This window comes from Nonomuraea sp. NPDC050404 (assembly GCF_040655495.1).
GTDB lineage: Bacteria > Actinomycetota > Actinomycetes > Streptosporangiales > Streptosporangiaceae > Nonomuraea.
The window spans coordinates 380710-401365 of sequence record NZ_JBFAKB010000007.1 but is presented as its reverse complement, the minus strand read 5'-3'; the positions used below and the strand labels follow the sequence as shown (position 1 = coordinate 401365).

Here is a 20656-nt window from a genome sequence, read left to right as displayed (position 1 = left end):
CGTCTCCGCATCGGTTTCGGGCGGCGAGGCCATGCCGGTGGCAAATCGCCCGTAAACTCGGCTGGGTGGACACGACGACTGCGGACCCCCTGGTCGGTCGGCTTCTCGATGGGCGCTATCGCATCGAGAGCCGGATCGCCCGGGGCGGTATGGCGACCGTCTACCTCGCGCTGGACATCCGGCTCGACCGGATGGTGGCGCTGAAGGTCATGCACCGCTCGCTCGCCGAGGACCCGGCGTTCGTCAGGAGGTTCATCGGCGAGGCGAAGTCGGTCGCCAGCCTCTCGCACCCCAACGTGGTGCACGTCTTCGACCAGGGCACGGACAACGACGTTGTCTACCTCTCGATGGAGTACGTCCCCGGCCGGACCCTGCGCGACATCCTGCGGGACCGCGGCAGGCTGCCCGCCCGCGAGGCGCTCGAGATCATGATCCCGGTGCTCGCGGCGCTCGGCGCGGCCCACCAGGCCGGCATGGTGCACCGCGACGTCAAGCCGGAGAACGTCCTGATGACCGACGACGGCCGGGTCAAGGTCGTCGACTTCGGCCTGGCCAGGGCGATCGAGGCGACCAACCAGACCCGTACCGGCGTGATGATCGGCACGATCGGCTACATGGCGCCGGAGCAGGTCACCACCGGCGCCGCCGACGTGCGCAGCGACGTCTACGCCGCGGGCATCATGCTGTTCGAGCTGGTGACCGGGCAGCAGCCGTACGACGGCGAGACGCCGATGTCGGTCGCCTACCGGCACGTGCACGACACGGTGCCCGCGCCGTCGTCGGTGGCTCCCGAGGTGCCGCCGCTGATCGACACGCTGGTGGCCGGCGCGACCGCCCGCGACCCCGGGCACCGCCCGGCCGACGCGACGGCGATGCTGGTGGCGGCGGTCGACACGCACCGCATGTTGCCCCGTACGACCCCTCCGCCGGGCACGGGCCCGCTGCGGGCGCCGACCGGGACCCAGCAGTTCGGCATGCCCACCGGCACACGGTCAATGCCGCCCGCCGCCCCCTCCCACACGCTGGTCCAGCCGCGGGCCGAGGTGCCGCGGCGGCGGCGCGGGTTCCGGCCCAACTGGTTCCTGGTGTCGCTGGCCGCGGTGATGGTCGTGGCGGTCGGGCTGACCGGGTGGTACTTCTCCCTGCCCGAGTACGTCACCGTGCCCAAGCTGAACGGCATGAACCTGGCGGAGGCCCAGAAGAAGCTCGCCGCGGCCGGACTGGTGGCACGCGAGGCCGAGGGCCGGTACCACGAGAAGGTGGGCGAGGGCCTGGTCCTCAGCGCCGACCCGGCCGACGGCTCGGAGCTGGAGAAGGGCTCGACGGTCACGGTGGTGTTGTCGCTCGGCCCCGAGCGCATCATCGTGCCGGACGTGACGGGCATGTCCGGCAACGATGCCCGCGCCGAGGTGGCCAAGGCGGGGCTGACGGTCGGCAACGTCAAGCGCCAGGCCAACACCGAGGTCGAACGCGACAAGGTGATCCGCACCTCCCCGCAGAACGGCGAGAAGGTCAAGAAGAGCGCCCGGGTCGACATCTTCGTCAGCGCCGGGCTGGTCATGCCCGACGTCGGCGGCATGCCGAAGGACCAGGCCGCCCAGCACCTGACCAACCAGGGCTTCCAGGTACAGGTCAACGAGGTGGACGACGACGCCGAGCCGTGCACGGTGATCGCCCAGTCGCCCAAGGCCAAGGCCGAGGTGGACAAGGGCGCGCCGGTTCAGGTGACGGTGGCGCGCTGCCAGACCGACATCTGGGAGTGGTTCCGCGGCGACAACGAGGGACGCGACGACCAGCAGTTCAGCATGGTGCCCGGTGTGGTCGGCAAGAACGTCGGCGACGCCCAGACCGAGTTGCGGGGGCTGGGGTTCCAGGTGCGGGTGCAGCGGCTGGCGAACGGCGGCGTGGTGCAGTACCAGCGGCCGCTCCCGAACAGCGAGCGGCCGTCCGGCAGCACGGTGTACCTCTGGCACTGATGATCGCCGGCGATCACCGGGCCAGGAGGGTCGTGGAAGGTGCTCTGGCACCGATGGGGGCCGGTGATCACCGGATCAGGTCAGGTGGCCGTGGAGGCGGACGCGGGCCAGGCCGCCGTCCGGGTAGATGTCCACCCGTACGTGCGTGACCGGCTCGGTGTGGCCGAGCCGGAAGCTGTGCGGCGTGTCCGGCTGCAGGCGGGTCCTGGGCAGCAGCGGCACCTCGCGCTCCCCGTCGAGTCCCGTCAGCGACACCGCGCCGGGCGCGTTGAACAGCAGGTTCGTGGTGTCGATCTCGGCCAGCGCGATGACGCCGCGCCCGGCCAGCCGTACGACCAGCCAGTCGTTGCCGCCGCCGCGCCGCCTGGCGGTCTCCCAGCCCTCGGCCTGGTGCCTGGCCAGGCCGGGCGCGATGACGTTGTTGGGCGAGGAGTAGAACTCGTCGGAGCAGGCGGTGACCAGCCCGCCGTTGGCGAGGGCGGCCAGGTCGAGGCCGAGGCCGTCGCGCAGCGACAGGTCGGGGCGGACCGCACCGTGCACCCGCAGCCGGGCGACCCCGCCGTCCGGGTGGATGTTGAGCCGCACATGCGTGTACGCTTCCTCGCCCGAGACCTCGAAATGATGCTCGGCGTCCCCCTTGAGCGCGGACAGCGGCACGATCGGCGTCCACGGCGCGGCCAGCACCTCCGCCGGCGACGGATGCCCCGCGACCGAGGCGGCCTCCACGGACGCCTGGGCCGGGTAGTTGCCCTTGAACCAGGCCGTGTCGATCACCACGCCCCGGATCACGCCGGGCATCCCGAGCCGCACCAGCGCCCAGTCGTGGCCGGGCTCGCGACGCCGGCGGGTCTCCCAGCCGTCGTACACCTGCCCCTTGTTGCCGAACGTCTCCGGTCTGAAGCCGGGCCGCCCCGGCCTGATCAGGCTCTCCTTCTCGGCGAAGGACTCGTCGCTGGCCGCCACGACCGAGCCGCCGAGGCTGCGCAGGGCGAGGTCGGGCAGGATGGTGAAACGGGACATCCTCAGAACGCTCCCCTGGCTGTCAACAATCGTCCATGCGGATCGCCGTCCACCGGGCGGCCGCGCAGCCAGGTGGTCAGGACGGCGCCCTTGAGGGTACGGCCGTGGTAGGGGGTCACCGGGTTCTTGTGGTGAAGGCGTCCGGCGTCGATGAGATTGTCGGCATCCGGGTCGAAGGCCACCAGATCGGCGTCGTTCCCCACCTTTATCCCGCCTTTTCCGGAAATACCGGCCATGGCGGCGGGATTGGCGGACATCCAGCGGACCACGTCCCCCAGCCCGTGCCCCCGGCGCGCGGCCTCCGTCCAGACCGCCGGCAGCCCGAGCTGGAGGGAGGCGATGCCACCCCACGCGGCGGCGAAGTCGGGCACCTTGAGCTCGGCCGTCGAAGGCGAGTGGTCGGACACGACACAGCCCAGCACACCCCGCGCCAGCCCGTCCCACAGCAGGTCGCCGTTGGCCCGCGAGCGGATCGGCGGACAACACTTGTACGTGGTCACACCCTCGGGCACCAGCTCGGCCGCCAGCGTCAGATAGTGCGGGCAGGTCTCGGCGGAGACCGCCACGCCCCTGGCCATGGCCGTCTCCAGCACCTCCAGGCACTCGGCGCTGGAGACGTGCAGGATGTGCACCCGGCAGCCGGTCTCCTCCGCCATCCGGACGGCCCGCTCGACGGCGCTGCGCTCACAGGCCCCCGGCCGCGAGTCCAGGAACTCCCGGTAGCTCGGCCCGCCGGGCTCGGCCAGCAGGTCGGGGTCCTCGGCGTGCACCACCATGAGCCCGCCGAACCCGGCGACCTCCGCCAGCGCGGCCCGCATCTCCTCCGGCCCCAGCGGCGGGAACTCCTCCACCCCCGACGGCGACATGAAGCACTTGAACCCGAAGACCCCGCGCTCGTGCAGCGGCGCGAGATCCTTGGCGTTGCCCGGCACCGCCCCGCCCCAGAACCCGACGTCCACGTGGCACTGCCCCCCGGCGGCCCGCAGCTTGACCTCCAGCGCCTCGGCGCTGACGGTGGGCGGCAGGGAGTTGAGCGGCATGTCCAGGATTGTGGTGACGCCGCCGGCCGCGGCCGCCCTGGTCGCGGAGTCGAAGCCCTCCCAGTGGGTACGCCCGGGCTCGTTGACGTGGACGTGCGTGTCGACCAGGCCGGGCAGCAGGGCCAGCCCGCGCAGGTCGACGTCCTCGGCCGCGGGCAGCGGGGCGGCGTAGTCGTACAGGGCGATGATCTTCTCATCCCGTACGGCGATCGCGGCGGCCCGCTCCCCCTCGGGTGTGACGGTCCTGCGCGATCTGACGACTAGATCGAATGGGGTGTCGGATGGGGTCATTCAGCTCCTTCCAGGTGGCGCTCGGCGGCCAGGCGGGCGGCGAGGCGTTCGAGCAGGGGCCCGGCCTGCGCCATGCAGGCGGCCGGGTCGGGCTCCAGGTCCGTCAGGGCGTAGGCCGCCTCGATGCCGGCGGCCTTCAACTCGGCGTCGGAGAGCGTACGGCGGCCGCACACGGCCACCACGGGCACGCCCGCCCTGGCCGCGGCCTGCGCCACCCCGATGGGCGCCTTGCCGCGCAGGGACTGCTCATCCAGCGAACCCTCGCCGGTGATCACCAGGCGCGCCCCCGCGACCCGCTCACCGAACCCGAGCAGGTCCAGCAGGTAGTCGATGCCCGGCTGGATCTCGGCGTGCAGGAACGCCAGCGCCGCGAACCCGACCCCGCCGGCCGCGCCCGCCCCCGGCGCGCCCGCCACGCCCATGGCGCGTACGACGTCGTCGTGCTCGACCGCGCCCATCAGCCCGTGGGTGAAGGTGGCGACGGCGGCCAGGCGCGACAGCGCGGCCTCCAGCGTCTCGACGTCCTCGGGGGTGGCGCCCTTCTGCGGGCCGTAGACGGCGGCGGCGCCGTGCGGGCCGAGCAGCGGGTTGTCCACGTCGCTCGCCACCACGAACTCCACGCCGGAGATGTCAAGGAAGCCCGACATGTCGATGCGGGCCAGGTTCCGCAGCGCCGCACCGCCCGGGGGCAGGTCGTCGCCCGCCTCGTCGAGCAGGCGGGCGCCGAGTGCCTGCGCCATGCCCGCTCCGCCGTCGGTGCAGGCGCTGCCGCCCAGGCCGAGCACCACGCGCTTGGCGCCGCGCCGCACGGCGTCGGCGATCAGTTCGCCGGTGCCGTAGCTGGTGGCGGTCAGCGGCTCACGCCCGCCGGGCAGGCGGCGCAGGCCGGACGCCTCGGACAACTCGACCACGGCGGTGCCGGTGGGCTGCCGGGCGTACGACGCGAGGACCCGCTCGCCGGTGGGCCCGGTGACCTCGACCGCGACCCGGCCGAAGCCACCCGCCACGGCCGCGTCCACGGTGCCGTCGCCGCCGTCGGCGATCGGCAGTTCCACCGTGGGAACGCCCAGGCCGGCCGACACCCGGGCGGCCACCTCTGCCGCCGTCAGCGTCCCCTTGAACTTGTCCGGGGCGACCAGAACGTGCTGAACCACTACGAACTCCCACCTGATGATGAACAATGTCCTGACACGCCTTCCTGCCCGGTGCGAGCGGGCAGGAAGGCGTGACTCATCATCACATCCCGAGCCGCTCAGCTCTCGCGCCGGGCGGGCCGCAGGTGGTTGAAGACGAGGTTCAGGACGATCACGAGCAGGCTGCCGGTGCTGATGCCGCTGTTCAGGATGGTCTGGGCCCAGTCGGGGAACTTGTCGTAGAAGTCCGGCGCGCCCACCGGGATGGCGGCCACCCCGATGGAGACGGCCACGATGACCAGGTTGTGGTTGCCCTCGTAGCTCACCTTCGCCAGCGTGCGGATACCGGAGGCGGCCACGGTGCCGAACATCGCGATGCCCGCGCCGCCGAGCACCGGCTGCGGGATGGCCGCGATCACCGCGCCGAGCATGGGGATGAGGCCGAGCACCACGAGGATGCCGCCCGCGGTCGCCACGACCCACCGGCTGCGTACGCCGGTCAGCCCGACCAGGCCGACGTTCTGGGCGAAGGCGGTGTAGGGGAAGGTGTTGAACACGCCGCCGAGCGCGGTGGAGAACCCGTCGGCGCGCAGCCCGTCGGCCAGCCGCCGCGGCGGCAGCTCCGAGCCGGTCATCTCGGCCACCGCCACGAAGTCGCCGGTCGTCTCGGTCATGCAGACGAGCATGACCACGCACATCGACACGATCGCGGTGAGGTGGAAGGTGGGCAGCCCGAACGCGAACGGCGTGCTGATCCCGAACAGGTCCGCCGAGCCCACGGCCGAGAAGTCGGTGAACCCGAGCGGGATCGCGGCCAGCGTGCCCGCGACGATGCCCGCCAGCACCGCGATCCGGCCCAGAAACCCCTTGGACAGCCGGTAGACGATGAGGATGAACAGCAGCACGGCGGCGGCCATGGCGATGTTGCGCGGCTCGCCGTAGGCCGGGCTGCCCGCGCCCCCGGCGGCCCAGCGGGCGGCCACGGGCAGCAGCGAGATCCCGATGATCGTGATGATGGTGCCGGTGACCAGCGGCGGGAAGAACCTGACGATCTTGGCGAAGTACGGTGCGACGGCCACGACGACCAGTCCCGAGACGATGACGGCCCCGTAGATGGCCGGCAGGCCGCCCTGGGTGGTGCCGATCAGCACCATCGGGGTGACGGCGGCGAAGGTGCAGCCCTGCATGATCGGCAGCCGCACCCCGAACCGCCACACGCCGACGCACTGGATGAGGGTGGCGATGCCGCTGATCAGCAGGTCGGCGTTGATCAGGTACGCGAGTTGGGCGGCGGACAGGTTGAGCGCGCCGCCCACGATGAGCGGCACCGCGACGGCGCCCGCGTACATCGCCAGCACGTGTTGCAGCCCGAGTGTGCCGAGTTGCGCGGCGGGCAGGCGCGCGTCGACCGGATGCACCTCACTCTTCATGTGCTCACTCCAGGTTCAGGGGGGTGACCTCAAGTGAACTCGCGATCCCGCCGCGAACCTATGCACGAGCGCATCAACCGCCGCCCTCCGCGCCCGCCGCCAGGTGTGTGATCCTCCAAGGAGGCTCACAGCCGATAAGTCCGCATTTGTGCGGACTTATCGGCTGATTTCCGGGCGGCGGGTCGGGGTCACGGCAGCGCAGGCCGGGCCACGGCAGCGTGGGCCGGGCTACGGCACCGTGCGGATGAACTCCTCCAGGGAGTAGCGCCCGTCCTGGTCGGAGTCGGCCTCCTGGCTCATCGCCCCGAGCGCCTCCGCCGGCAGGTCGGGGAAGTGCCGCTTCAGCTCGACCTCGCTGATGTAGCCGTCGCCGTCGGTGTCGATCTCGGCGAACGTGCTCTTGAGCCGCGTCAGCCGCTGGTCTGGGAGTTCCTCCGACACGGGACCGCCTTTCCTCCTGATTTAACGACGTTCACACCCTAATGTGCCGATCCACCATCCACGGCGACCCCGCGCTCCCGCGCCAGCCGCGTCAGCCGCCGGTGCGCCGCGACACCCGCGTTGCCCGCCTCGTCCTGGGAGATGGTCCGCAACTCGCCGTCGCTCACCACGGCACGGCCGCCGACCAGCACGAGGGTGGGCGGCGGCGCGGGGCCGAAGACGAGCGCGCAGACCGGGTCGGCGACGGCTGCGGTGAACGGCCCGCGTACCGGCCACAGGACGAGGTCGGCCAGCTTGCCCGGTTCGAGCGAGCCCAGCTCGGCCTCGCGGCCGAGGTTGCGGGCGCCGCCCAGCGTGGCCAGCTCCAGTGCCCGCCTGGCGGACAGCGCGTCGGGGCCGTACCTGGCCCGCTGGAACAGCAGGGCCTGCCGCAACTCGCCGGCCATGGGGGTCAGCTCGGAGGAGGCGGCGCCGTCCACGCCGAGCCCCACGTTCGCGCCGCGCCGCAACATCTCCGACACGCGCGCGATGCCCGCCCCGAGCCGCCCGTTGGAGGAGGGGCAGTGCGCCGAGCCGGTGCCCGTGGCGGCCAGCTTGCCGATGTCGGCGTCGCTCAGGTGTACGGCGTGCGCGAACCACACGTCCGGGCCCAGCCAGCCCAGCTTCTCCATGTAGTCGACGGGACGCAGCCCGAACCGCTCGCGGCAGTGCTCGTCCTCGTCGAGGGTCTCGGCGATGTGCGTGTGCAGCCGTACGCCCTTGGCCCTGGCCAGCGCGGCCGACTCGGTCATCAGCTCGGCGCTGGCCGAGAACGGCGAGCAGGGCGCGACCGCCACCCGCAACATGGAGGAGAACGACGGGTCGTGGTAGGCGTCCACGGCCTCGGCGGTGGCGGCCAGGATGTCGTCCAGCTCCTCGACCACGACGTCCGGCGGCAGCCCGCCCTTCGACTTGCCCAGGTCCATGGAGCCGCGTGCCGGGTGGAAGCGCAGGCCGACCTCGCGGGCGGCCTCGATCTCGGCGGCCAGCAGGTCGCCCCTGCCCTTGGGGAAGAGGTAGTGGTGGTCGCTGGAGGTGGTGCAGCCCGACAGCGCCAGCCAGCCCAGCCCGGCCGTGGCCGCGCCCTTGACCACCTCGGCGTCCATGGCGGCCCACACCTCGTACAGCGCCACCAGCCACTCGAACAGGGTGGCGTCCTGGGCCAGGCCCTGGGAGGCCCACTGGTAGAGGTGGTGGTGGGTGTTGACCAGCCCGGGGGTGGCCAGGCAGCCGCCGCCGTCGGTCCGGGTGGCGCCGGGGGCGTCCGGCGCGGGACCGGCGCCCAGCTCGGCGATCCGGTCCCCCTCGATCCTGATATATCCGGATTCGATCTCGGGGCCGACGACGGGCGCGAGGTATACGTTCTCGATCAGCGTGCTCATCCGCCCGCCCTCCAGGCCGCCACGCTCCATCGCCGCGCGCTCATCCGCCCGCCTTCCTGACCGCTGCCAGTCGTACCGCGTCGAGGATCTTCTCGTAGCCCGTGCACCGGCACAGGTTTCCGGCCAGCGCCTCCCTGATCTCCGCGTCCGACGGCCGTGGCACGCGTTCCAGCAGGTCGTGCGCCTGCACCAGCAGGCCGGGCGTGCAGAAGCCGCACTGCACGGCCCCGCACTCCACGAACGCCTCCTGCACGGGATCGAGCCGGTCCTCCTCGGCCAGCCCCTCGACGGTACGCACCTGCCGCCCCTCCGCCTGCCCGGCGGCCACCAGGCAGGCGCAGACCGGCACGCCGTCCAGGTAGACCGTGCACGAGCCGCACTCCCCCTGCTCGCAGGCGTTCTTGGAGCCGGGCAGGCCCAGGCGCTCGCGCAGCACGTACAGGAGGCTCTCGCCCTCCCAGACGTCCTGCGCGCTCTCCTCGCGGCCGTTGACGGTGAAGGTGACGCGCATCAGGCGGCCCTCTTTTCCAGGTGGTCGTTCCAGGCCCAGGACAGCGTGCGGCGGGCCATCACGCCGATGGCGTGCACGCGGTAGGCGGCGGTGCCGCGCACGTCGTCGATCGGCGCGGCGGCGCGGGCGCACAACTCGCCGAAGCGGGCCAGCAGCGCCGGGTCGAGCGGCGCCGTCCAGTCGAGCTCGGCGGCCAGCAGTTCCTCGGCCTCCGGCGCGCGGCGCGGGGTGGGCGCGGCCGAACCAAGGCCGGTGCCGACCCGCCGCTCGCGGGGGTGCAGCGCGACCGCGAACGAGCACACCGCGATCACCATCGCGTTGCGGGTGCCGACCTTGGAGAAGTACTGGGGCCCGGTGGCGGCCGGCACGTGCACGGCCCTGATCAGTTCGTCCGGCTCCAGGGCGCTGCGCTTGACCCCGAGGTAGAACTCGGCGGCCGGGATCATCCGGACGCCCCGGTCACGCGACTCCACCTCCACCACCGCGCCCGCCGCCAGCAGCGGCGGATGACTGTCGCCCGCCGGCGAGGCCGCGCCCAGGTTCCCGCCGACGGTCCCCCTGTTGCGGATCTGCGGCGAGCCGACCGTGCGGGCGGCCTGCGCGAGCCCCGGCAGCGGCCCGCCGAGCCGTTCGATGACCGCCGTGTACGGCACCCCCGCGCCCAGCCGGCAGTGCCCGCCCTCCTCGGACCACTCCCGCAACTCGGCCACCCGGCCCAGGTCGAGCAGCGCCGGCGGCCTGCGCACGTCGAAGTTGAGCTCCACCATCACGTCGGTGCCGCCCTGGATCGGCACCGCCTCGGGCTGGTCCGCCTTGGCGGCCAGCGCCTCCTCCCACGTCGTGGGGCGCAAGAAGTCCATTTCCCCTACTCCCAGGCGAATCCGGCGTCGGGCGCGTCGTCCCGCGACACGCCGCCCTCGATGAGGCCGTAAGGGCGGTCGGCGGCGTGGAAGACCACGTTGTCGTTGTCCAGGCCGAACGGGGACAGGTCCACGCAGAAGTGGTGCTTGTTCGGCATGGTCAGCCTGACCTCGCAGATCTCGGGGCAGGTGGTGAGGGCGCGCTCGGCCATGGCGTACAGGGTCTGCTGCAACGAGAGGCTGTGGGTGCCGGCGAACGCCTCCAGCAGGCACCGCCTGACCTCCTCGTACGACTTGGCGTAGGAGGAGGCGCCGGCGGCGGCGTGCCGCCAGCGGGCGGTGACGGCGGTGGCCAGGATGCGGTCCGAGGTGGGCGGCAGGGTGGTGTAGTCGTCCACGATGTAGCCGTGGAACTCCGAGCCCGTCGAGTTCAGCACCACCAGGTCCCTCAGCCCGGACACGACGGTGCTGCGGCCGTCCCTGTCGTGGTGGACCAGGCACGTGCGCACCTCGCCGCCCTCGCGGACGAAGGAATGCGGGCCGGCGCGGTGCCAGCCGTACTCCTCGATCTCCACCCTGGCGTGGTGGATGGAGGGCTGCGACTGTACGAAGTGCCCGGCCAGCCGGAGGGCGAACTCCTCGATCTGGCCGACGCCGTGCCGTCTGGCGAAGGCGTAGACGGTGTTCTTCTGCGAGTCGGTCGGCAGGACGGCGGCGTTGTCGCCGGTCAGGTGGACGGCCTCCATGTCACCCGACAGGGAGATGCTGACGTTGACGTCCTTGACGTGGTGTTCCCGGCCGTCCTTGGCCACGTGGACGAGCCTGGTCTCCGCCTTGCCGTAGCGGTTGGCGCCGAGCCTGACGGTCATCTAGCTCCCTCGGTAGGTGGAGTAGGCGTACGGGCTGAGCAGCAGCGGCACGTGGTGGTGCCGTGCGGGGTCGGTCACGGTGAAGGTGACGACGACCTCCGGGTAGAAGGTCTCCTCCAGGTAGGACCCGGTGTCGAAGACGATCCGGTGCACGCCCGCGCCGCACTGCCAGCCCTTGATGCGGCCGTCGTCGTCGGTGCGGCCCTCGGCGACCACCCGGCCGCCGTGCTCCAGGCGTACGAGGAGGCCGGCGGCCGGGCGGCCGGTGACCGCGTCCAGGACGTGGGTGGACAGGCTCACGCGCCCTCCTCCTCCTTCAGCAGCTTCGTCAGCCGCAGCCGGGCGATGGCGGCCAGCTCGGCGCGTACGACCTCGCGCTCCCGCCGCTCGTCGTTGCCCAGCCGCTCCCTGAGCCTGGCCAGCATGCGCTCGCCGGACAGGCCGGTGGCGCAGATGAGGTAGACGTGCCCGAACCGCTCCTCATAGGCGCGGTTTCCCTCGGCGAGCGCGGCGCGCAGTTCGTCCGTCACGCCCGACTGCTCCTGCCGGGACCACGACGCCTCCCTGTCGCTCCCGCCGGCCCGCTCGCCGATCCTGGGATGCGCCCGCAGCGCCTCCAGGACCTCCTCCCAGTCCAGCTCCCGCACGGCCGCGCCGGCGGTGTCCAGCAGCCGGTCGAGGTCGTCGTACGGGCGCAGCGCGGCCACCTTGCCGGCGAAGGCGGGAGAGGCGCAGCAGGCGAGCAGCGCGGCCCGCGCCTCGGCCGGGGGCCGGGCGTTGAATCCGGTGAGCGTGTCGGGCATGTCAGAAGTACACACAAACGCCTCGTGCCCGGTCCATCCGCGAGAACTCCCAACTCGTGCCCCCGATGCCCGGCCCTTTTCGTGACATGCTCCAACGCCGCCCCACTCCGACCCGCCCGTACCGACTCAGAACACCGCCCACCCCAACCCGCCCGTGCCGACTCAGAACACCGCCCACCCCAACCCGCTCGCGCCGACTCAGAACGCCACCCGCTCCGACCCGCTCGCGCCGACTCAGAACGCCGCCCGCTCCCGGCTCAGAGGGTGAAGACCGTCTTGCCTCTGGCGTGCCGGTCGGCGATCCCGGCCAGCGTGGCGGGCGCGCGCTCCAGCGGCACCTGGGCCTCCACCCGTACCCGCAGCTTCCCGGCGTCGATCAGGTCGGCCAGGTCCGACAGCTTCTCGCCGCTGGCCTGGTTGATCACGTTCACGCCGCGCAGTTCCCTGGCGGCCAGCGCGCCGGGGTCCAGGGCGTGCACGGTGCTGCAGATCACGCCGCCGGGGCGCAGCAGCTTCTCCAGGGGCGCGATGGCCTCGGGCGGCGAGACCAGCTCCAGCACCGCGTCGATGCCGTCGGGATGCACGGCAAGCACCTGCTCGGCGATCGGCCCGCCCCGGTGGTTGACGGTCTCGGCGGCGCCCAGCCCGCGTACGAACTCCTCGTCGGCCGGCCCGGCGGTGGCGATCACGCGGGCCCCGCACAGGGCGGCGAGCTGGATCGCCGACTGGCCCACGCCGCCCGTCGCGCCGACGATCAGCACCGTCTGCCCCTCGTCCAGGCCGGCCGCCGCGATCACGTCCCGGGCCGTGCCGGAGGCGGTGGGCACGGCGGCGGCCTGCTCGGGGATCATGCCCGCGGGCATGCGGGCCACGGGACCGTCCTGGGCCACCACGCCGTACTCGGCATAGCTGCCCAGGCCGCGCGCCGGGTCGGTGAAGCGGCCGTAGACCTCCTCGCCGGGCCGGAAGCCGCTCACCTCGGCCCCCACCGCCGTCACGACCCCGGCCCCGTCCTGTCCCATGATGAACGGGAAGCTGGGCGACATCCGGCTCTTCATCGCCCCGCCGGCGATCTTGCTGTCGACCGGGTTGTAGCCGGCCGCGCGCAGCCGTACGAGCAGTTCGCCCGGCCGCGGCTCCGGCTGCGGCGCCTCGATGAGCAGGGGCTCCGCCCCGAAGGCGGAAATGGCGACGGCGCGCATGGGCTCTCCTCGTTCGGCCTGGCGGCTGCGGACGCGGTAGGGCCTTCCCCGGCGCGGGCGCGCCGAATGTGACCGGGCCCCGCTCTTGGAGCAAGCTTTGTGTACGCGCCCCGGCGGGCGGCGGAAGTGTCACTCGGCGCACCTAGACTGAGAGCCATCATGACCTCGAAATCCCTGATCGGCGGGCACGTGTCCGTCGCCGGCGGCCTGGCGACGGGCGGCCTGAAGTACATGGCCGAGATCGGCGCCGAGATGATCCAGGTGTTCGTCACCAACCCGCGCGGGTGGGCGCTCACCGAGGGCAAGCCGGAGGAGGACGCCAAGCTGGCGGAGTCGGGCGTGGAGACGTTCATCCACGTGCCCTATCTCGTCAACTTCGGCTCTCCCAGCCCGGAGACGCTGGCCAACTCCATCGCGATCGTGCGGCACACGCTGCGGCGCGGGGTGGACACCGCGGCCAAGGGCGTCGTGGTGCACACCGGCTCGGCGGTGACGCAGTCGCGCGACGACGCACTGCGGCAACTGCACGACAATCTGCTGCCGCTGCTGGAGGAGATTCCCGAGGGCGGGCCCGACCTGCTGCTCGAACCGATGGCGGGCCAGGGCGCCATGTTGTGCGCCACCGTCCAGGATCTGGAGCCCTACCTGGCCGCGCTCGACTGGCACCCGCGGGCCGGGGTCTGCTTCGACACCTGCCACGCCTACGCGGCCGGTCACGACCTCGCCGCCGAGGGCGGGGTGAAGGAGACCTTCGACGCGCTGCACGCGATCGCGCCCGGGCGGCTCAAGCTGATCCACGCCAACGACTCCAAGGACGTGTGCGGCTCGAAGAAGGACCGCCACGAGAACATCGGGGCCGGTCACATCGGCGCCCAGCCGTTCGCCGACCTGATGCGGCATCCGGCGGTGGCCGGGGTGCCGATCTGCATCGAGACACCGGGCAAGGCCCCCGGGCACGCCGAGGACATCGCCCTGCTCAAGAAGCTCCGCGACGGCTGACAGATTCGTCAGTTCATCGGCTCATCAGTCCATCGGAGCTGGCCCGGGACGAAACGCCCACCAGGGCCGTCCCGAATTAGAACGCCCACCGGAGTGGTAACCGTGATAGGGGCGCCCGCTTCGCGATCCGACCGCCCCCGCGGGCCGGATCGCGGGGCCCCGGTTCGACGGCCCGCGCGGACGCCCCCTCACGATCGGCATGGCGGGCCCTACCCCCCGGTCAAGGGCCCGACAAGCCGCGGCGACCTGCGCGTCGCCGGTGAACCCCGCGCACCGGACCTTTGTTTCCCGAGCCTCGCGGCCCGTCCCTCCCGATGCGCCGGGATGGCTTCCGATGCGAAACACTACGGTCACGATCTTGCGGACGTAACCCTGGTTACGGACAGCTCGTTGAACGGTCTGTAGTCATCGCTATACGGAGAGTGGCGTTACGACGAGCGGTCGTCGTGAGGCGACGAACGGCACGGTGGGGGGCCCGCAAGGTGCTCGGGCACATGCATTCTGATCAGCATCCGGCCCACCCCCCGAGGCAATCGACCCGGTGTGACCAGGGAAGTCACCACCATCGCGGCGAAGGAGACCGGCACCGCGACCGGTGCGGGGCAGGAAGTCAGCGCGCCCATGTTCACGCCCGCCTGCTCGCAACCCACAAGCGCGGCCGTCACGCCCCCTCCGAGCGCGAACCCGGCCGCCACGCCCACGTCCGTCAGCCGCCGCCACCAGATCCCCAGCACCAGCATCGGGCAGAACGTGGCGGCCGACAGGCTGAAGCCCAGCAGCACGAGTGCCACGGAGACCCCGGGCGCCGTGGCCGCCGTCAGGGCGAGCGCGGCCAGCAGGACCAGAAGCACGGCCACGCGGAACGAGCGCACGCCCGGCCCCGACACGCACGCCGACACCGCACCCCCGACGGCCACCAGCACGCCCCCGGTGGTGGCCAGGAACGCCGCGAACGCCCCCGCCGCCAGCAGGCCCGTGAGCACCTCTCCAAGGGCCCCAGGAAGCATCCTGGCGGGCAGCATGAGCACGATCTCGTCCGCCGCGGCGTCCCGTACGTGCATGTGGCCCAGGAGCCCGTACAGGGGCGGCACGACGCAGAAGGCGGCGAGCATGAACTGCGTGGCCACGATCGAGCGCCGGGCGCCGCGGCCGTCCCTGTTGGTGTAGACCCGCACGATCACGTGCGGCAGCCCCATCGTGCCCAGCGCGCACGCCACCAGCACGGCCAGCACCCCGGGCAGCGACGGGTCGCCCACCCCCGCCAGCCCGGTGCTCACGGCTCCGTAGGCCACCCGCAGCCGCTCGACGGGCCGCACGCCGACCGTCAGCCAGCACGCCACGCCGACCCCGACGAACACGGCCAGTTTCAGCCAGAACTGCGAGGCCTGCACGCTCGTCACGCTCCCCAGGCCGCCGGCGAGCGAGACGCCCAGCGCCGCCACCGCGACGGCCGCCCAGCCCAGCCACGGCGGCAGCCCGGTCAGCAGCCGTACCACCACCCCGGCGGCGTGCAGCTGGGCGACCAGGAACGCCAGCCCGATGACCAGCACGAAGCAGGTGGTGAAGCGCCGCAGCTTCACCGAGCGCAGCCGCCACTGCGCGAAGTCCGGCAGCGTGTACGTCCCCGAGCGCCGCAGCGGCGCGACCACCAGCGCCAGGATGAGCACGAACCCGGCCGCGGCCCCCGCCGGATACCACAACATCGGCGAGCCGCGCGTGGCGATGAGCCCGGCCGTGCCCAGGCAGGCGGCGGCCGAGGTGAACTCGGAGGTGATGGCGGCGCCGTTCCACCAAGGGGGAACCGCCCTGGCCGCCACGTAGAAGTCGCCGCTGGAGCGGCGTGGCCTGGCGGCGCCGACCATGACGCCCAGAACCAGCACGAAGGCGATCCCGGTCAGCACCGCGACGCTCATCTCTCCAGCCGCTCCGCGCCCCTGAGCTGCAGCACGGCCAGGCACACCCACGCCCCCTGCACGGCCAGCGACAACGCCAGCCAGGCCCAGGGGTCGGGCACCCACACGGCCAGCACGGGAACGCCCATCAGCAGCCCGGCGACGGCGGCCACGGTACGCAGCGCCCGCCGTAACTGCAGGCCCGCGATGGCGGGCATGTCGGGCAGGCGACCCGGACGGCCGGACGGCCGACCCCGGCCGAGCGCGGCGGGCCGTCGCGGCACGACGACTCGCCGCCCCCCACTCACCGGACCCCACCCCCGCCCGCACGATCTCGACGCCCCGCACTCCCGACCGCGGAGAGCACGCCGCCGCAACGGCGGACCGCCACGAGAGCACGCCTGGAGCAGGCTGTCATGAGAGCACGCCTCTGTGCTGGCGGACGAGTTGTTCGCGCACCTGCCGGCTGTGCCGCCTGCTGACCTGGAGCGTCTCGGTGCCGACGGTGAGCGTCACCCGCCCGCCCTCGAAGCTCAGCTCGCTGACGTGCCGCGCCGAGACCAGCGTGCTGCGGTGGATGCGCAGGAACCCGGCGTCCGACCAGCGCCGCTCCAGCGCGGCCAGCGACATGCGCACGAGGTAGCTGCCGTCCACGGTGTGCAGGCGCACGTAGTCGCCCTTGGCCTCGGCGAACCACACGGCCTGCTGCGGCACGAACCGGGTGCGCCCGCCCAGCTCGACCGGGATCACGTCGTCCTGGCCGGGCTCCGCGACGGGGTTGGTGGCCGCCTCCAGCCTGCGCACCGCCTCGGACAGGCGCTCGGCCCTGACGGGCTTGAGCAGGTAGTCGACCGCCTCCAGCTCGAACGCCTGCACCGCGCACTCCTCGTGCGCCGTGACGAACACCAGCCTGGGCGGGCTGGGAAAGCCGCCGACGAGCCTGGCGAGGTCGAGGCCGTCGAGGCCGGGCATCCGGATGTCGAGAAACACACCGTCGAGCCGCTCGCCGCCGCCGATCATCTGGACCATGTCCTGCAGCGCCGTGACTCCGTCCGCCGCGGTCATGACGTGTTCGATTCGGTCGTCCTGGCGCAGCAGATAGGCCAGCTCCTCCAGAGCGGGCACTTCGTCGTCGACGGCCAGAACTCTCAGCATGTCCATCACGCTGCCGTATGAAAGCAGAGGTCACAAGGGACACGCCAGCATAGCGTAAGGATTTGACTACAATGAGCTAATGGAGGACTTGGGTACGCGCAGCCGCACCTTCGTGCCCGCGCCGAGCGCCGTCTCCACGACGAGCCCGTACCCGTCGCCGTAGATCTGGCGCATGCGCAGGTCCACGTTCGCCAGCCCGATGCCGCTGCCCTCGCGCGCCGGGTCCTCGTCCAGCAGGCGGCGCGCGCACTCGGGGTCCATCCCGGCGCCGTCGTCCTCGACCGTGATGTGCGCCTCGGGGCCCGCGTCGCGCACCACCACCCGCACCTCGCCGGGGCCGCCGCGCCCGCGCATGCCGTGCTTGATGGCATTCTCGACCAGCGGCTGCAGGCACAGGAACGGCACCGGCACCGGCAGCACCTCCGGGGCCACCTGCATGCTGAAGCGCAGCTTGTCGCCGAAGCGGGCACGTTCCAGCAGCAGGTACCGGTCGACGCAGGTCAGCTCGTCGGCCAGGGTGGTGAAGTCGTGCGCCCTGCGCAGCGCGTACCGGGAGAAGTCGGCGAAGTCGAGCAGCAGTTCGCGGGCGCGCTTGGGGTTGGTGCGGACGAAGGAGGCGATCGTGGTCAGCGCGTTGTAGACGAAGTGCGGCGAGATCTGCGCGCGCAGGGCGCGCATCTCGGCCTCCAGCGCCCGCCGCCTGGAGGCGTCGAGCTCGGCGAGTTCGAGTTGTCCGGAGACCCAGCGGCCGACCTCGGTGACGGTACGCACCAGGGCCGCGCTCACCTGGTCGTCGAAGGCCGCCAGGGCGCCCACCACCGTGCCGTCCACGACGAGCGGCACCACCACCGCCCCCTGCCGGGGCCCGCCGGGCTCGCCGGGGAACACCTGCGTCCGCCCCGCGGCCAGCGTGGCGCGGGCGTAGGTGAGCACGTCGTCGGTGCAGGACCCGTCCCAGGCCAGCGCGGCGTCCGTCGAGGTGATCGCGACCGCGGAGGTGCCGAGCAGGATGCGCAGGTACCGTACGGCCTTGCGGGCGGAGTCGCGGTCGAGCCCCGCGCGCAGGGCCGGGGCGGCCATCGAGGCGATGTGCAGTGTGGCGAATGTGGCATCGTCCGTCCTGCGCACCTCCGGCAGCGCCCGGCGCCGCCAAGGGGGGCGGGCCAGGCCGAAGCCGAGCAGGAAGGTCACGGAGCACAGCACCACACACACGGTGGTCAGCATGATTGAAACCGTAACCAAAACGGAGCGTGTCCGGGTGAAAACCCGGAGTGATTCTAGGGTGGCCCCTCTCCGGGTTCCTCCTGGTAGGAGTAGCGCTGCTCGCGCCAGGGGTCGGCCAGGTTGTGGTAGCCGCGCTCCTCCCAGAAACCCCGGCGGTCCTCCAGGAGGTATTCGATGCCGCGCACCCACTTGACGCTCTTCCACGCGTACAGGTGGGGCACCACGATCCGCAGCGGGAAGCCGCGTTCCGGGCTGAGCGGCTTCTCGTCCAGCTCCATGGCGAACAGGGTGTCGGCGGCGGCGAAGTCCGCCATCCGGAGATTGGCGCTGTAGCCGTATTCGGCCCAGATCATCACGTGGTGCACGCCGGGGTCGGGCGGGGCGGCCTCCATGATCGTGGCGGGGGTGACGCCGCGCCACTCGTTGGCCATGAGCGAGAACTTGGTGACGCAGTGGAAGTCGGCGATGCGCGTGGCGCGGGGCAGCTCCTCGAACTCGCCCCAGTCGAAGCGGTGCTCCTCACCCGAGGCCGTGGCCCCGAACACGCGGAAGTCCCAGCCTTCCGGCTTGAACGCGGGCACTCTGCCGTAGTGGATCACGGGTCGGCCGCGCGGGACGTACTGGCCTGGAGGCAGGCGCGACTCCTCCACGATCACTCTCCTCCCCTGTCTCGCGTCTTGGGCCATCCTGCCATCGGGCCGCCAGTGCCTCGCGGGCGGGTGCGAGAGCGAGCGGACGGTGATCGCGCATGAGCTACCCGTGGGTTGTACTCATCGGTAACTTGAGTACGCGACCTCATGTGCCGGACGCCGCTCCGGCAGCACGATGGCCGCATGACAAAGCCCATCCAACCCACCACGACCACCGCGTTCTACGTCCAGGCGATCCTGTCGTTCGCCATCTCGCTCAGCTCCGTGGTGATCGCCCTGTTCTACCTGCCCACCGAGGGCTGGATCAGGGCCTTCCTCGGGCTCGGCCTGCTGTACGTGGTCACCTCCACGGTCACCCTGAGCAAGGTCATCCGCGACCGGCAGGAACTGTCGGAGGTCAGCACCCGCGTCGACCAGGCCAGACTCGACAAGCTGCTCACCCAGCACGACCCGTTCAAGGTCGACGCCTGACCTCCCGGCACCCCGCCCACCCGGGGGCGGGCGGGGCCGCCTTCAGAGCGTGTACTCCTGGATGGAGTCGGCCAGTTGCACGCACAACTCCTCGGCGTCGAGCCGCCGCTCGATCTGCTTCAGGTCCTCGATCTTGGCCCGGGTCTCCGCGCGCTTGGGGGCCAGCAGCGAGCAGCAGTCCTCGTCGGGCAGCTCGGAGATCTCCAGGGTGCCCAGGCGGCGGGCCTCGGCCATGATCTCGGTCTTGTCCCAGCCCACCAGGGGCCGCAGGATCGGCAGTTCGACCGCGTTGTCCTGGGCGGTGATGTTGGCCAGTGTCTGCGAGGAGACCTGGCCGAGCGCGTCACCGGTGATGAGCGCGGCGGCGCGGATGCGATGGGCGACCTCCTCGGCCGTCTTGAGCATGAGGCGCCGCTGCGCGATCACGGCCAGCCGGTCCTGGCCGGAGTTGCGGATCGACTGCTGTGCCTTGCCGAACGGCACCACCCACAGGCGTGACCTGCCCTGGAACCGGTCGAGCTTCCTGACCAGCGCGTACGCCTTGTAGATCGACTCCGAGGTGGTGAACGGGATGCCGGAGAAGTGCAGGAAGTCGACGTGCAGGCCGCGCCGCATCATCCGGTAGGCCGCCACCGGCGAGTCGATGCCGCCCGACATGAGCACCAGGGCCCGGCCGCTGCTGCCGACGGGCAGGCCGCCCTGGCCGGGGATGCCGCCGGTGAAGACGAACACCTCGTCCCTGTCGACCTCGATGAACACCGTCAGCTCGGGGTTCTTCAGATCGACCGGCAGGCCGTACTCGTCGTTGATCGCGCCGCCCACGAGCCGGTCGAGCTCGTTGGAGCGCAGCGGGAAGCGCTTGTCGCGGCGGCGGGAGCGGACCGCGAAGCGGGCGCCCCGCTTGGCCTCCTCACTCTCGCCGACCAGCACCAGACCGGCCTTCAGCACGGTGTCGGGGTCCTTGGCGACCCGCCAGGCCTGGTGGACCCAGACCAGCCCGGGCACGTCGGCGACCCGCTCTGCCACGGCCTGCGCCTGCTCGGCGGCGGCGCCCTGGGGCAGGAAGATCGCGATGACGCCGTGCCGCTTGCGCACGTCGACCTGGACGCCGACATCCTTGAGCGCTTCGCGGATGTTGCTGATCAGGCGGCGTTCGAACAGCTCGCGGTTCTTGCCCTTGAGGACGATCTCGCCCAGCTTGAGCAGTACGCACGGCTCGCCCAGGGCGGACATCGTCATGGTGGAACCTCCGGGGAAGATGAGGAAAG

General features: G+C 72.0%; 21 protein-coding genes. 3 read left to right on the top strand and 18 right to left on the bottom strand.

Translation table 11 applies throughout. From position 1 onward, the window contains the following. Positions 1 to 65: 65 nt before the first annotated feature. Positions 66 to 1976, top strand: a complete 1911-nt coding sequence (gene pknB, locus AB0I81_RS22035) for a Stk1 family PASTA domain-containing Ser/Thr kinase (RefSeq protein WP_360659349.1) — start codon at positions 66 to 68, stop codon at positions 1974 to 1976. A 75-nt stretch (positions 1977 to 2051) separates the two neighbouring features. On the opposite strand, the gene alc is transcribed toward pknB, so the two are convergent. From alc to AB0I81_RS21975, 12 genes are all read right to left on the bottom strand, one after another. Beyond that, the gene (gene alc, locus AB0I81_RS22030; RefSeq protein ID WP_360659347.1) at positions 2052 to 2996 is read right to left on the bottom strand and encodes an allantoicase; all 945 of its coding nucleotides are present in this window, start codon (positions 2994 to 2996) and stop codon (positions 2052 to 2054) included. Between the two features lie 2 nt (positions 2997 to 2998). Beyond that, positions 2999 to 4327, bottom strand: a complete 1329-nt coding sequence (gene allB, locus AB0I81_RS22025) for an allantoinase AllB (RefSeq protein ID WP_360659345.1) — start codon at positions 4325 to 4327, stop codon at positions 2999 to 3001. Continuing rightward, complete coding sequence (locus AB0I81_RS22020) at positions 4324 to 5481, bottom strand: glycerate kinase (RefSeq protein ID WP_360659343.1); 1158 nt, start codon at positions 5479 to 5481, stop codon at positions 4324 to 4326. The genes allB and AB0I81_RS22020 overlap by 4 nt, the downstream gene beginning before the upstream one ends. Positions 5482 to 5579: 98 nt before the next feature. Then, the gene (locus AB0I81_RS22015; RefSeq protein ID WP_360659341.1) at positions 5580 to 6890 is read right to left on the bottom strand and encodes a nucleobase:cation symporter-2 family protein; all 1311 of its coding nucleotides are present in this window, start codon (positions 6888 to 6890) and stop codon (positions 5580 to 5582) included. A 228-nt stretch (positions 6891 to 7118) separates the two neighbouring features. Further along, complete coding sequence (locus AB0I81_RS22010) at positions 7119 to 7331, bottom strand: EF-hand domain-containing protein (protein WP_360659340.1); 213 nt, start codon at positions 7329 to 7331, stop codon at positions 7119 to 7121. Positions 7332 to 7369: 38 nt separating this feature from the next. Next, a complete protein-coding gene (locus AB0I81_RS22005) occupies positions 7370 to 8752 on the bottom strand; it encodes an 8-oxoguanine deaminase (protein WP_360659800.1) in 1383 nt (460 codons plus the stop codon). A gap of 40 nt (positions 8753 to 8792) precedes the next feature. Then, positions 8793 to 9263, bottom strand: a complete 471-nt coding sequence (locus AB0I81_RS22000; RefSeq protein ID WP_360659338.1) for a (2Fe-2S)-binding protein — start codon at positions 9261 to 9263, stop codon at positions 8793 to 8795. Next, on the bottom strand, positions 9263 to 10123 hold the full coding sequence (locus AB0I81_RS21995; protein WP_360659336.1) for an FAD binding domain-containing protein: 861 nt from the start codon (positions 10121 to 10123) through the stop codon (positions 9263 to 9265). Before AB0I81_RS21995 ends, AB0I81_RS22000 begins: the two co-directional genes overlap by 1 nt. A gap of 5 nt (positions 10124 to 10128) precedes the next feature. Continuing rightward, entirely contained in the window at positions 10129 to 10992 is an 864-nt protein-coding gene (pucL, locus tag AB0I81_RS21990; protein WP_360659334.1) for a factor-independent urate hydroxylase, read from the bottom strand. Beyond that, positions 10993 to 11292, bottom strand: coding sequence for a hydroxyisourate hydrolase (gene uraH, locus AB0I81_RS21985; RefSeq protein WP_360659332.1), 300 nt, complete (start codon positions 11290 to 11292; stop codon positions 10993 to 10995). Further along, entirely contained in the window at positions 11289 to 11795 is a 507-nt protein-coding gene (uraD, locus tag AB0I81_RS21980) for a 2-oxo-4-hydroxy-4-carboxy-5-ureidoimidazoline decarboxylase (protein ID WP_360659330.1), read from the bottom strand. The genes uraH and uraD overlap by 4 nt, the downstream gene beginning before the upstream one ends. A 257-nt stretch (positions 11796 to 12052) precedes the next feature. Further along, positions 12053 to 12997: an NADP-dependent oxidoreductase gene (locus AB0I81_RS21975; protein WP_360659328.1), complete on the bottom strand. Its 945-nt coding sequence runs from the start codon at positions 12995 to 12997 to the stop codon at positions 12053 to 12055. 159 nt (positions 12998 to 13156) lie between these two features. Here AB0I81_RS21975 and AB0I81_RS21970 point away from each other — a divergent pair, with 159 nt between their 5' ends. Next, entirely contained in the window at positions 13157 to 13996 is an 840-nt protein-coding gene (locus AB0I81_RS21970; protein WP_360659326.1) for a deoxyribonuclease IV, read from the top strand. A 428-nt stretch (positions 13997 to 14424) separates the two neighbouring features. On the opposite strand, the gene AB0I81_RS21965 is transcribed toward AB0I81_RS21970, so the two are convergent. The 5 genes from AB0I81_RS21965 to AB0I81_RS21945 all read right to left on the bottom strand — a co-directional run bounded on the left by AB0I81_RS21965 (position 14425) and on the right by AB0I81_RS21945 (position 18917). Next, positions 14425 to 15909, bottom strand: coding sequence for a cation acetate symporter (locus AB0I81_RS21965; RefSeq protein ID WP_360659324.1), 1485 nt, complete (start codon positions 15907 to 15909; stop codon positions 14425 to 14427). Then, complete coding sequence (locus AB0I81_RS21960) at positions 15906 to 16106, bottom strand: hypothetical protein (RefSeq protein WP_360659322.1); 201 nt, start codon at positions 16104 to 16106, stop codon at positions 15906 to 15908. Before AB0I81_RS21960 ends, AB0I81_RS21965 begins: the two co-directional genes overlap by 4 nt. 196 nt (positions 16107 to 16302) lie before the next feature. Further along, positions 16303 to 17043, bottom strand: a complete 741-nt coding sequence (locus tag AB0I81_RS21955; RefSeq protein ID WP_360659321.1) for a LytTR family DNA-binding domain-containing protein — start codon at positions 17041 to 17043, stop codon at positions 16303 to 16305. Between the two features lie 66 nt (positions 17044 to 17109). Then, a complete protein-coding gene (locus tag AB0I81_RS21950; RefSeq protein ID WP_360659319.1) occupies positions 17110 to 18267 on the bottom strand; it encodes a histidine kinase in 1158 nt (385 codons plus the stop codon). 53 nt (positions 18268 to 18320) lie between these two features. After that, entirely contained in the window at positions 18321 to 18917 is a 597-nt protein-coding gene (locus AB0I81_RS21945; protein ID WP_360659317.1) for a molybdopterin-dependent oxidoreductase, read from the bottom strand. A 183-nt stretch (positions 18918 to 19100) separates the two neighbouring features. On the opposite strand from AB0I81_RS21945, the gene AB0I81_RS21940 reads away from it, so the two are divergent. Continuing rightward, positions 19101 to 19388, top strand: coding sequence for a YiaA/YiaB family inner membrane protein (locus AB0I81_RS21940; protein ID WP_360659316.1), 288 nt, complete (start codon positions 19101 to 19103; stop codon positions 19386 to 19388). Positions 19389 to 19430: 42 nt separating this feature from the next. Here AB0I81_RS21940 and thiI read toward each other — a convergent pair whose 3' ends face one another. Then, positions 19431 to 20627 (bottom strand): tRNA uracil 4-sulfurtransferase ThiI, encoded by a 1197-nt coding sequence (gene thiI / locus AB0I81_RS21935; RefSeq protein ID WP_360659314.1) that lies wholly within the window; start codon positions 20625 to 20627, stop codon positions 19431 to 19433. Positions 20628 to 20656: the final 29 nt, after the last annotated feature.